Genomic DNA, 11,526 nt, shown 5'->3' on the forward strand with positions numbered 1-11,526 from the left:
GCCATGCACATCTTCCTCGCCGCGCTGGCCCACGAAACCAACAGCTTCTCGCCGATCCCGACCACGTTGCGTGCGTTCGGGGAAGGCATCCTGTACCGGCCGCGCGACGGGGGAGCGCAGCGCGCCGAAGCCCTTGGCTTCCCCGGCTACGGCCTCCTGCTCGAAACCGCGTCCGTGCACGGCGACACGGTCACGTGCGGCCTGTGCGCGTGGGCCCAGCCCGGCGGCCCGGTCGCGCGCGCCGTCTACGAATCGCTGCGCGACGAACTGCTCGGGCAGCTGGCGGCCGCGGGGCCGGTCGACGCCGTGTTCCTCGTGCTGCACGGCGCGATGATCGCGCACGGCTACCCCGACTGCGAAGGCGACCTGCTGGAGCGCGTGCGCGCGCTCGTGGGCCCGGGCGTGCCGGTGGGCGCGCTGCTCGACCTGCACGCCACGCTGACCCCCCGCATGCTGGCCAGCGGCGCGGTCCTCGTCGCATGCAAGGAATATCCGCACACCGACTACCTGGCGCGCACCCGCGAGCTGCACGGCATCCTGGCGCGCATGGTGGCACGCACCTGCCGTCCGGACGCGCTGATGCACAAGGTACCGATGCTGGGCATCTTCGGCACGGGCGAGGGGCCGATGCGGGCGCTGGTCGACGACGTGCTGCGGCGCGAACAGACACCGGGCATCCTGTCGATCTCGCTGATCCACGGCTTCCCGTGGTCCGACACCGCGGACACCGGCGCCGCCGTGCTCGTCCTGTTCGAGGCGGGCCACGACGCCGCCGCGCGCGCCACGGCCGCGGCGCTGGCACAGACGTTCTTCGCCTTGCGCGAGGTCGGGGCCCACGGTGCGCTGAACGTGCGTGACGCGGTCGACGCGGCGCTGGCGGCAGGGGACAAGGGCCTCGTGGTGCTGGCCGACAGCGCGGACAACCCTGGCGGCGGCGCGGCCTGTGACAGCACCTGGGTGCTGCGCGAACTGATCGACCGCGGCGTGCAGGGCGCCGCCCTCGGCATGCTGTGGGATCCGCTGGCGGTGCAGCTGGCGAGCGACGCCGGCGTCGGCGCCGAGCTGCGGCTGCGCATCGGCGGCAAGGTCGGCGAAGGGTCGGGGCCGCCGGTCGACGTGCGCGCGACTGTCACCGCGGTGCGGCACGACGCGCGCCAGCACGGCCTGGCCGGCAAGTTCACCGAGGCGCTGGGCGATGCGGTCGCGCTGCGCGTCGGCGGCATCGACGTGGTGCTGAACACCCGGCGCCAGCAAGTCTTTTCGCCGGAGTGCTTCACGGAGCTGGGCATCGACCTGGCGGCGAAGCGCCTCGTCGTCGTCAAGTCGACCCGGCATTTCCGCGCGGGCTTCGATCCCATCGCGGCAACGACCATCATCTGCGACGCGCCGGGCGCCCTGAACAGCGACCTCGCGCGCCTGCCGTACGTCCACCTGGCGCGCCCCATCTGGCCGCTCGACAAGGCGATGGAGGTGCACCATGCGTGACACGGGCAACTGGTTCGGCCAGCCGAAGGGACTCACCATCCTGTTCCTGACGGAGACGTGGGAGAAGTTCTCGTTCTACGGCATGCGCGCGCTGCAGATCTACTACATGATGAAGGCGCTGCATTTCTCGCAGGCCTACGCGTCGGTGGTCTTCGGCGCCTACGCGGCGGCCGTCTACCTGACGCCGATCGCGGGCGGCCTCGTCGCGGACCGCTGGCTGGGGCGCCGCAAGGCGGTCATCCTCGGCGGCGCGACGATGGCGCTGGGCCACTTCATGATGGCGTTCGAGCCGCTGTTCTTCCCGGCGATGGCGGTGATCGCGATCGGCAACGGCCTGTTCCTGCCGAACCTGCCGAGCCAGGTCAACCTGCTGTACGCGCAGGGCGACCCCAGGGCAGGCTCCGCCTTCAACGTCTACTACATGGGCGTGAACCTCGGCGGGTTCCTCGCGCCGCTGATCTGCGGCACGCTGGGCGAGCTGTATGGCTGGCACTACGGCTTCGGCGCCGCCGGCGTCGGCATGTGCCTGGGGCTTCTCATCTACACCTGGGGCGGCCGCTACCTGCCGCCCGAGGCGGACAGGGCGCCCCGCAGGGCCGAAGTCGCGCCGGCCGGCGATGACCGGAACAACGAGCGGAGTAACGTCGCAATGCTGGCCGGGGTCGCGCTGGCGGTCATGCTGTTCCGCATCGCCTACGAACAAAGCGGCAATACGTTCGCGCTGTGGGCCGACACCGACGTGGACCGCCAGGCGTTAGGCATGACCATTCCCGCCACCTGGTTCCAGTCGCTGAACTCGATGTTCGTATTCCTGATCAGTCCCTTGCTGGTGCGCAGATGGAATGCCCGCGCCGCGCAAGGCCGCGCACAACCCGCGCTGGAGCGGATGACGCTGGGCGCCATCGGCGTCGGCGCGGCCTACGCGGCGCTGGCGGCGCTGATCTCAATCGGCCACGCGGCCGGTTTCGCGATCGGCTGGCCATGGCTCGTCGCCTTCTTCGCCCTCTACACGCTGGCCGAACTGTACATCCTGCCGGTGGGCCTGGGCCTGTTCGCCAGCCTGGCCCCCCGGCACTTCGCCGCCACCACGATCGCCGCCTGGTTCTTCTGCTCCTTCACGGGCAACCTGCTGTCCGGCGTCACAGGCGCCATCTGGGAACGCATGAGCCCACAGGGGTTCTTCCTGCTGATGGCGGCGATCTGCGTCGTCTCCGGCCTGCTGCTGCTGGCCATCCACCGCGCGCATCGGGCGCGCCAAAGCGTGCCGGTGCCGGCAGCCCCGGCCGCGGCGGACCGGGCGGTGTGACATGCTGGTGCTGCGCAACGCCGCCGAGGACGATCTCGAGGCCATCCTTGCCATGGCGCTCGCCGCCGGGCCGGGCATGACCACGCTGAAAGCCGACCGCGCGGCGTTGCGGGCGCGACTGGCGATGGCTGCGGCGTCGTTCGCCGGCGAGGCCGCACCCGCCGATGCCGATTACCTGTTCGTGCTGGAAGACCTCGAGCGGCGCCGGGTGTGCGGCGTGTCGGCCATCAAGGGCGCGGTCGGCGTGCGCGAGCCGTTCTACAACTACCGCATCAGTACCTCGGTCCATGCCAGCCCCACGACGGGCCTCGTGAACCGCGTCGAGTCGCTGCACCTGTCGCACGACCTGTCGGGCGCGTCCGAACTGTGTTCTCTCTTCCTGCATCCGGACTACCGCAACGGCACGAACGGCAGGCTGCTTTCCAAGGGCCGCTTCATGTTCCTGGCCCAGTTCCCCGACCTGTTCGCGCGCCGCGTGTTCGCCGAGATGCGCGGCTATCAGGACGCGCACGGCAAATCGCCGTTCTGGGAAAGCGTGGGCCGGCCGTTCTTCCGCATGGACTTCGACGCGGCGGACGATTTGTGCGGCAAGGGCGACCGCCTGTTCATCGAGCACCTCGTACCCCGCCTGCCGCTGTACACGCACCTGCTGGGCGAGGCCGCCTGCGCGGCGATCGGCCGCACGCACGATGCCACGGCGCCCGCGCGCCGCCTGCTGGAACAGGAGGGATTACGTTTCGACGGCTACATCGACATCTTCGACGGCGGCCCGGTGTTGCAAGCCAGCCTCGAGAACCTGCGCGCCGTGCGCGACAGCCGGCTGCACATCGCGGCGGCGGGACCGGGCGGCGCGAGCCCGGCGCTCGTGGCGACCACCTGGCGGCAGGAATTCCGGGTCGTCGTGGCGGATGCCGATCCGCACGCCGCCGTACTGCGGCTGGCGAAGCCGGCGCTCGACGCGCTGGCCTGTGCGCCCGGCGCGCCGGTGCGGGTGCTCGCGCTGCATGCGCCGGATGGGGAACGTGCACGATGAACGCATCTCACGCGACCGCGCGGAAACGCGGGCGCGGCAGGGTTCACCGCATCACGTTCGATTGGCTGGAACTGGCCGTCAGACGACGGAGCCCAGCTTGAAGATCGGCAGGTACATCGCGACGACGAGGCCGCCGATCAGCACGCCGAGGATCACCATGATCGCCGGTTCCATCAGCGACGACAGCGACGCGACGGCCTCGTCGACTTCCTCTTCGTAGAAGTCGGCCACCTTGCCCAGCATGCCGTCCAGCGCGCCGGATTCCTCACCGATCGCGACCATCTGCGTGACCATGTTGGGGAACACCTCGGCGTTCTGCATCGCCACCGTCAGGCTCGTGCCGGTGGAGACTTCCGTCTGGATGCGGCGGGTGGCGTCCAGGTACACGGCGTTGCCCGACGCACCGCCAACCGAGTCCAGCGCTTCCACCAGCGGCACGCCGGCGGCGAACATCGTCGCCAGCGTGCGGGTCCAGCGGGCGATCGTCGCCTTGCGGATCACCTCGCCGAACACGGGCAATTTCAGCAGCAGCCGGTCCATCGTGCGCTGCATGTTCAGCGAGCGCCGCCAGGCCTGGAAGAAGAAGTAGATGGCGGCAAACAGCCCGCCGAAGATCAGGTACCACCAGTTGACGAAGAACTCCGACATCGCCATCACCAGCAGCGTCGGCGCCGGCAGGTCCGCGCCGAAGCTCGTGAATACTTCCTTGAACGCGGGCACCACCCAGATCATGATGACGGCCGTGACGATGAACGCGACGGCCAGGATCGCGATCGGGTACGTCAGCGCCGACTTGATCTTGGCCTTCATCGCCAGCGTCTTTTCCTTGTAGACGGCAAGGCGCGTCAGCAGGTCTTCCAGGATGCCGGCCTGTTCGCCGGCGCCGACGAGGTTGCAGAACAGCGGGTCGAAGTACAGCGGGAACTTGCGGAACGCCTGGTTCAGGCTCGTGCCCGTCTCGATGTCCGCGCGCAGGTCCATGATCAGCTTCGACACGGAAGGATTCGAGTGGCCCTTGCCGACGATGTCGAACGCCTGCAGCAGCGGCACGCCGGCCTTCATCATCGTGGCCAGCTGGCGGGTGAACAGCGTGATGTCCTTTTCCGTGACCTTCTTGCCGGAGCGGTACACCTTCTTCTTCACCTTGGTGACCATGATGCCCTGGCGCCGCAGCGTCACGTTGACGACGGCCTCGCCGCCCGCGCGCAGCTCGCCGCGCACGGTCTTGCCCGTCTTGTCCTTGCCTTCCCAGGCGAAGACGGATTCCTTGATCTGACCGTCCCTGGACCGGTTCGCCGCGTGTGCCATATGTGTTCCTATTCGTTCGTGCAGCCCAGCACTTCTTCAAGACTCGTCAATCCCGCCTTCACCTTCACGAGGCCGGACTGCCGCAGCGACTTCACGCCCTCGGCTTGCGCCTGCGCGGCGATCTGCATCGAATTGCCGTGCGCGAGGATCAGCGCCTCGATCGCCGGCGTGATCGGCATGATCTGGTAGATGCCCACGCGGCCCTTGTAGCCCGAGCCGTTGCAGCGCTCGCAGCCCGCCGGCGCGTAGGGCTTCCAGCTGCCGTCCAGTTCTTCCGGCCGGAAGCCGGCGCTGACCAGGCGGTCCGCCGGGATGTCGGCCGGCTTCTTGCAGGAGCACAGCCGGCGCGCCAGGCGCTGCGCCGTGATCAGGATGACGGACGACGCGATGTTGAACGGCGCCACGCCCATGTTCATCAGGCGCGTCAACGTCGACGGCGCGTCGTTCGTGTGCAAGGTCGAGAACACCATATGGCCCGTCTGCGCCGCCTTGATCGCGATGTCCGCCGTTTCCAGGTCGCGGATCTCGCCGACCATGATGATGTCCGGGTCCTGGCGCAGGAACGACTTCAGCGCGACCGGGAACGTCAGCCCCGCCTTGTCGTTCACGTTCACCTGGTTCACGCCGGGCAGGTTGATCTCGGCGGGATCTTCGGCCGTCGAGATGTTGATGCCCGGCTTGTTCAGGATGTTCAGGCACGTGTACAGCGACACCGTCTTGCCGGAACCCGTCGGCCCCGTCACGAGCACCATGCCGTAGGGCCGTTGGATCGCGTCGAGCAGCAGCGCGCGTTGTTCCGGCTCGTAGCCCAGCGAGTCGATGCCCATCTGCGCCTGCGTCGCATCGAGGATACGCATCACCGTCTTCTCGCCGAACAGCGTCGGCAATGTGGAGACGCGCAGGTCGATCGTCTTCGTCGGCGACACGATCAGCCGCATCCGGCCATCCTGCGGCACGCGCTTTTCCGAGATGTCCAGCTTGGCCAGCACCTTGATGCGCGACACCAGCTTGTCCTTGATCGCGATCGGCGGCTGCGCATGTTCGATCAGCACGCCGTCGACGCGAAAGCGGATCCGGTAGAACTTCTCGAACGGTTCGAAGTGCAGGTCGGACGCGCCCATGTTCACCGCGTCCATCAGCATCTTGTTCAGGAAGCGCACGATCGGCGCATCCTCGACGTCCGTCGCCGGCGCTTCCTGCAGCGCCGCATCGGGTTCCTGCTCGAACTGGATATCGCCTTCCTCGCCGGCCAGTTCGCCGATCAGCTGCTCGCTGCTCTTGGCCAGTTCCTGCAGCAGCCGCACCAGCACGTCGTGCGGCACGATCACCGGTTCGACCAGCGTCTCCGTCTGGAACTTGATCTGGTCGAGCGCCTGCGTGTTCGTCGGATCCGAGATCGCCACCGACATCTTGTTGCCGCGCCTGGCCAGCGCCACCACGCGCTGCGTCTGCATCAGCTTCGGATCGATGATCTTCTGTGGCAGCGCAGCCACGGCGAACGCCTGCAGGTCGAGCATCGGGTACGCGAACGTCTCCGCGCAGAACACGGCCAGCTCGCGCGAGGCGATCGCGCCGCTGGCCAGCAGCACATCGATGAACGGCGCCTTTTCCACATGCGACTTGCGTTGCAGCGCATCCGCCTGCGGGGCGGTCAAACGCCCGGCCTGCAGCAATGCCCGCGCGAGTCCCGGCATGGGCGCGCTTGCCGCCGTATTGGGTTGCACTGCTGCCATAGCGCTAACTACTAGGATGAAAGGTGGGTCGCAATCAAGCGATGATGCCCGTGGGCATCACTTTTGTAAAGCGTGGTGCTGTCGTAATTTGACGACTTTGATCGACTGATTTTGCACTTGAACAACCTCAATGATGCAATTGCCAATGCGCACACTGATCGGGGCGTCGGGGATCTCCTGCAGGTATTCCAGCAGCAGTCCGTTCAGTGTTTTCGGTCCATCCAGCGGAAAGTTTAGGCCCAGCCGCTTATTGATGTCGCGCAAGGCCGTCGTGCCTTCCAACATGCACTCGCGCTTGGTGTCCCAGCCGAACGTGTCGGCCCGGGTGGCGGACGGCGTCGACGTGGTGAATTCGCCGATCATCTCCTCGATGATGTCGTCCAGTGTGACGAGGCCTTGCACCTCGCCGTATTCGTCGACGATGATCGCCAGCCGCTCGCGGTGTTCCTGGAAATGTTGCAACTGCGCGAACACGGCCGTGTCCTGCGGGATGAAGTAGGGCTCGGACAGCAGCGCGCGGAAATGATCGGCTGTCAGCTCGTCTTCCTCGTTCAACAGCGCGATCGCCTTGCGCACGTGCAGGATGCCGACGATCTGGTTGATTTCGCCATCGTAGACGGGCAGCTTGTTGTGGTAGCAGGTCGTCAACTGTTGCTTGATCTCGTCGACGGGCACGGCCAGGTTCAGTGCCTCGATCTGGGCGCGGGGCGTCATCACGTCCTCGACGGAAATCGTGTCCAGGTCAAACAGGTTCAGCAGGATGCTGCGGTGCTTCTGCGGAATGAAGTGGCCAGCTTCCAGCAGCACGGAACGCAGCTCGTCGGCGGACAGGCCGGATTCGTGCGGATTCGTGGCCGGCTTCACGCGGAACAGCCGCAGCAGCGTTCCGACGAACAGGTGGACGAACCAGATCAACGGCTTGGCCGCGCGCAGCAGCGGGCGCAGCACCAGGCTGGCAGGCAGCACGATCTGGTCGGCATAGCGGGCGCCGATGATCTTCGGCGAAATCTCGGCCAGCACAATCAGCAGGAACACGACGCCACCGATCGATGCCAGCACGCCGTACTGCTCGAGGCCGAAGTGGTCGATCGCGATGGCCGTGACGAGGGCGATGGCCATCGCGTTCAGCAAGGTGTTGGCGATCAGCACCAGCGACAGCAGGCGTTCGGTACGTTCAAGCAACCACAGCGTGGCGATGGCCCGCCGGCTGCCCCGTTTCGCCTCGTGGCGCAAGCGGAAGCGGTTGGCCGCCATCAGGGCGGTTTCGGCCATCGCGAAGAAGGCCGACAGGAAAATCAGGCAGGCGAGTGCAAGAACCTGCACCCATAAGGGTATGTTGTCCAAAGCGTGGAAACGATGCGCGGCAGACCCGCCGCAGAGCTTCAAATTCTACGGGAACCCCAACCCCGGTGCAAGCGAGCCACCCTTTCGGATGAGTTCGTGTCCCTTGGTGCCAGGCACCAGGGGACACAGGCTCATCCATAGCATGTCCCTTCGTGCCTGGCACCAGGAGACACGGCCTCAGCCGTAGCACATGCCTATAATGCACGAATGGATGCCGCCACCACCGCCTCCGCCGCCCGGCGGATCGCCCTGATGCCGCCGCCGGCGCTGGCGGGGGTCGTGCGGTATTTTCATGTCGAGTGCGACAGTGGCGGGCCGGCCATCGTGCCCGCCACGCCGTATCCGATGCTGACGCTGTTTGCCGCCGGCGGTTCGCTGGTGCCGTCGGTGGATGGGCGCCTGGCGCTGCTGTGCGAGCCGATGCTGTGCGGTCCCGTGACCGCGGCGTTGCCCGCGGTGTGGCAGCAGGGCACCTGCTTCATCAGCGCGCTGCTCGAGCCGGCCGGCTTTGCGCGGCTGTTCGGCTTTTCCGCGGCCGAGCTGCGCGATACGCCCGTCGCGCTGGCGGACGTCGATCCCGCGTTGCCTTCCATCGCCCCGGCGCAGGACGTGCTGGACACCACCGACGATCCCTTCCGCTGGGCCGACGCCTTGCAACGCTGGCTCGTCTCGCTGCTGCAACGGCGCGAGCGGGCCGCCGCGCCGTTCGTGCTGCCGGCCGCGCTGCTGGCCCTGCCCACCGGCGAGATCGCGCGCCACTGCGGCATCGGCGAACGCCAGCTCGAACGCCGCTTCCAGCACAGCTATGGCCAGAGCCTGCGGGCGATGCGCAGGATGCTGCGCTACACGCACGCGCTGGCCCTGCTGATGCGGCTGCCGCCACGCCACGGCCTGTTGACGCGCGTGGCGATGGATGCCGGCTACCACGACCAGGCCCACATGGTGCGTGACTTCATCGCCTACACGGGCCGCCCGCCGGGCGCCTGGTACGCGGAGCCGGACGATCCGCTGCACCGCACCTACCGCTACGACGCGGCGCAGCGCTGGATCGTCACCCGCTGATGTCGGTTCCATACAATCTTCGCGCCTGCCGCGCCGCTATCGTGACGGCAAACCGGCAAGGAGCAAAGCATGGAACACACTCTGCAAAACGACGGCTTCCTGGTCACGTCGGCCGAAGCCCTGTTCGACGCGGTGCGCAAAGACAGCCTGTGGTACCTGACGTTCGGGCTGGCCTGCTGCGCCGTCGAGATGATGGAAGCGGCATCGGCCCGCTATGACCTGGACCGCTTCGGCATGATCCCGCGCGGCTCGCCGCGCCAGTCGGACCTGATGATCATCTCGGGCACGCTGACCAACAAGATGGCGCGGGCGCTGCGCAAGGTGTACGACCAGATGCCCGATCCGAAATACGTCGTGTCGATGGGCTCGTGCGCGAACGGCGGCGGCTACTACCACTACAGCTATTCGGTCGTGCGCGGCTGCGACCGCATCGTGCCGGTGGACGTCTACATTCCGGGCTGCCCACCGACGGCCGAAGCGCTGATCTATGGCCTGATGCAGCTGCAACGCAAGATCGCCACCGGCGTGCCGGCCGCACGCCGCATGGAGCTCGCGCGCTGAACGAACCGTTCGGCTATCATCGTCCCATCCGTACACGAGGGAGGGGAAGCGCATGCGCAAGATGCTGGCCGGGATATCGTTGCTGATCGGGGGCGCCGCCGCGGCGGCCGATCCATCGTTGCTGGACAAGGCGGAGCGCGAGCGCCCCGCCGCGCTGGCGTTGCTCGAAAAGCTCGTCAACATCGACTCCGGCACGTTCAATGCGAAAGGGCTCGACGACGTGGGCGTCATCGCCGCCGGCGAGCTGCGCAAGGTGGGCTTCCAGGTCGAGACGCAGCCCGCCACGCCGGCCGCCAGCCGCAACATTGTGGCCACGCGCACCGGCACGGGCAAGGGCCGCGTGCTGCTCGTCGCCCACATGGACACCGTGTTCTCCGACGGCACCGCCGCCAAGCGCCCGTTCCGCATCGACGGCAAGCGCGCCTACGGCCCCGGCATCATGGACGACAAGGGCGGCATCGTCATTGCCGTCCATGCGGCGAAGCTGCTGGGGCCCGGCGACTTCGGCAAGCTGACCGTGCTGCTGAACACGAACGAGGAGACGGGCTCGGAAGGCACGCGTGCGCTGATCGCCAAGCTGGCCAAGGAGCACGACGTGGCGTTCAACCTGGAACCTGGTCGCGCGGCCGATGGCCTCGTCGTGTCGCGCAAGGGCAGCGGCGAGATCGAATTGGACGTGCAGGGCAAGGCGTCGCATGCGGGCGTGGCACCGAAACAGGGCGTGAACGCGACATTGGAAGCGGCGCACCAGGTGGTGCAGTTGGCCGCGCTGGGCGACGACGCGAAAGAGACGACCGTCAGCTGGACCGTCATCCAGGGCGGTGAGCGCAGCAACGTCATTGCCGACCATGCCCATGCGACGGCCGACGTGCGCGTGAAGGTGGCGGAGGAATTCGACCGTGTCGAGCGCGACATGCGCCGCATCGCCGCACGCCAGCTGGTGCCGCAGGCGCGCGTGAACGTGGCGCTGAAGCGCAGCTTCCCGCCGATGCCGCCCAGCCCCGTGACGGACGCGCTGGCGCAGAAGGCTGGCGCAATCTACGCCGAGATCGGCCGCAAGCTGACCTTGGAAAGCACGGGCGGCGCGGCCGACGCAAGCCTCATCCACGCGGCCGGCGTGTCGACCTTGGATGGCCTGGGCATCGTCGGCGGCGGCATCCACACGGCCGACGAATACGCGGAGGTAGACAGCATCGGCCCGCGCATCTACCTGCTGGCGCGGCTCATCCAGGAGTACGGCCGCTTACCGGATCAGCTGCCCCGATAGGTCGAATACGACCACGGCGACACGACCAGCGGCACGTGGTAATTCTCCTGCGGGTTGGCGATGCCGAACGCGATCGTCACCAGGTCGATGAAGCGGGGCGTGGGCAGTTCCACGCCCAGCTCCGCGAAATAATCGCCGGCGTTGAACACCAGCTCGTACTGGCCGGGGCGCAGCGCGTCGCCTTCCAGCAGCGGCGTGCCGCAGCGGCCATCCGCATTCGTCACGTCCATCTTCAGCAGCTGCTTGCCTTCGCCGGTCACGGCGAACAGCGCCACTTTCACACCCGCGCCGGGGCGGCCATGCGCCGTGTCGAGCACGTGCGTCGTCAGTTTTCCCATCATTATCCTTTGGTGATCAACATGCCGAATCGATGATATACCGGCACATGGAAATCCCTATAATGTTGTGAATATGAACATCCACAGCG

General features: G+C 67.3%; 10 protein-coding genes. 6 read left to right on the forward strand and 4 right to left on the reverse strand.

Annotated features, from left to right (window positions below; genetic code table 11):
* Window positions 1–3 precede the first annotated feature (3 nt).
* From IP92_RS01285 to astA, 3 genes are read left to right on the forward strand one after another with little or no spacing between them, the layout of a single operon-like run.
* A complete protein-coding gene (locus IP92_RS01285; RefSeq protein ID WP_145872720.1) occupies window positions 4–1,485 on the forward strand; it encodes a M81 family metallopeptidase in 1,482 nt (493 codons plus the stop codon).
* Entirely contained in the window at window positions 1,478–2,791 is a 1,314-nt protein-coding gene (locus tag IP92_RS01290; protein ID WP_145872721.1) for a peptide MFS transporter, read from the forward strand. Before IP92_RS01285 ends, IP92_RS01290 begins: the two co-directional genes overlap by 8 nt.
* Window position 2,792: 1 nt before the next feature.
* The gene (astA, locus tag IP92_RS01295; RefSeq protein ID WP_145872722.1) at window positions 2,793–3,824 is read left to right on the forward strand and encodes an arginine N-succinyltransferase; all 1,032 of its coding nucleotides are present in this window, start codon (window positions 2,793–2,795) and stop codon (window positions 3,822–3,824) included.
* A gap of 78 nt (window positions 3,825–3,902) precedes the next feature.
* Here astA and IP92_RS01300 read toward each other — a convergent pair whose 3' ends face one another.
* The 3 genes from IP92_RS01300 to IP92_RS01310 all read right to left on the reverse strand — a co-directional run bounded on the left by IP92_RS01300 (window position 3,903) and on the right by IP92_RS01310 (window position 8,209).
* Window positions 3,903–5,132: a type II secretion system F family protein gene (locus tag IP92_RS01300; RefSeq protein ID WP_145872723.1), complete on the reverse strand. Its 1,230-nt coding sequence runs from the start codon at window positions 5,130–5,132 to the stop codon at window positions 3,903–3,905.
* Between the two features lie 8 nt (window positions 5,133–5,140).
* Entirely contained in the window at window positions 5,141–6,826 is a 1,686-nt protein-coding gene (gene pilB, locus IP92_RS01305; RefSeq protein ID WP_229418555.1) for a type IV-A pilus assembly ATPase PilB, read from the reverse strand.
* 96 nt (window positions 6,827–6,922) lie between these two features.
* Window positions 6,923–8,209, reverse strand: coding sequence for an HlyC/CorC family transporter (locus IP92_RS01310; protein WP_145872725.1), 1,287 nt, complete (start codon window positions 8,207–8,209; stop codon window positions 6,923–6,925).
* Window positions 8,210–8,416: 207 nt separating this feature from the next.
* On the opposite strand from IP92_RS01310, the gene IP92_RS01315 reads away from it, so the two are divergent.
* The 3 genes from IP92_RS01315 (at window position 8,417) to IP92_RS01325 (ending at window position 11,099) form a co-directional block, all read left to right on the forward strand.
* Entirely contained in the window at window positions 8,417–9,271 is an 855-nt protein-coding gene (locus IP92_RS01315; protein ID WP_145872726.1) for a helix-turn-helix domain-containing protein, read from the forward strand.
* 69 nt (window positions 9,272–9,340) lie between these two features.
* Window positions 9,341–9,832: a NuoB/complex I 20 kDa subunit family protein gene (locus tag IP92_RS01320; RefSeq protein ID WP_145872727.1), complete on the forward strand. Its 492-nt coding sequence runs from the start codon at window positions 9,341–9,343 to the stop codon at window positions 9,830–9,832.
* 52 nt (window positions 9,833–9,884) lie between these two features.
* A complete protein-coding gene (locus IP92_RS01325; protein ID WP_145872728.1) occupies window positions 9,885–11,099 on the forward strand; it encodes a glutamate carboxypeptidase in 1,215 nt (404 codons plus the stop codon).
* On the opposite strand, the gene uraH is transcribed toward IP92_RS01325, so the two are convergent.
* Window positions 11,084–11,437, reverse strand: a complete 354-nt coding sequence (gene uraH / locus IP92_RS01330) for a hydroxyisourate hydrolase (RefSeq protein WP_145873262.1) — start codon at window positions 11,435–11,437, stop codon at window positions 11,084–11,086. The genes IP92_RS01325 and uraH overlap by 16 nt on opposite strands.
* Window positions 11,438–11,526 lie beyond the last annotated feature (89 nt).

It is taken from the genome of Pseudoduganella flava (assembly GCF_007830495.1).
GTDB classification, from domain to species: domain Bacteria; phylum Pseudomonadota; class Gammaproteobacteria; order Burkholderiales; family Burkholderiaceae_D; genus Rugamonas; species Rugamonas flava.

Excerpts from the sequence above, each read along its gene's own strand:
- IP92_RS01285 (WP_145872720.1), top strand. The coding sequence starts at position 4 with ATGCACATCTTCCTCGCCGCGCTGGCCCACGAAACCAACAGCTTCTCG.
- IP92_RS01290 (WP_145872721.1), top strand. The coding sequence starts at position 1,478 with ATGCGTGACACGGGCAACTGGTTCGGCCAGCCGAAGGGACTCACCATC.
- astA (WP_145872722.1), top strand. The coding sequence starts at position 2,793 with ATGCTGGTGCTGCGCAACGCCGCCGAGGACGATCTCGAGGCCATCCTT.
- IP92_RS01300 (WP_145872723.1), bottom strand. The coding sequence starts at position 5,132 with ATGGCACACGCGGCGAACCGGTCCAGGGACGGTCAGATCAAGGAATCC.
- pilB (WP_229418555.1), bottom strand. The coding sequence starts at position 6,826 with ATGCCGGGACTCGCGCGGGCATTGCTGCAGGCCGGGCGTTTGACCGCC.
- IP92_RS01315 (WP_145872726.1), top strand. The coding sequence starts at position 8,417 with ATGGATGCCGCCACCACCGCCTCCGCCGCCCGGCGGATCGCCCTGATG.
- IP92_RS01320 (WP_145872727.1), top strand. The coding sequence starts at position 9,341 with ATGGAACACACTCTGCAAAACGACGGCTTCCTGGTCACGTCGGCCGAA.
- IP92_RS01325 (WP_145872728.1), top strand. The coding sequence starts at position 9,885 with ATGCGCAAGATGCTGGCCGGGATATCGTTGCTGATCGGGGGCGCCGCC.
- uraH (WP_145873262.1), bottom strand. The coding sequence starts at position 11,437 with ATGGGAAAACTGACGACGCACGTGCTCGACACGGCGCATGGCCGCCCC.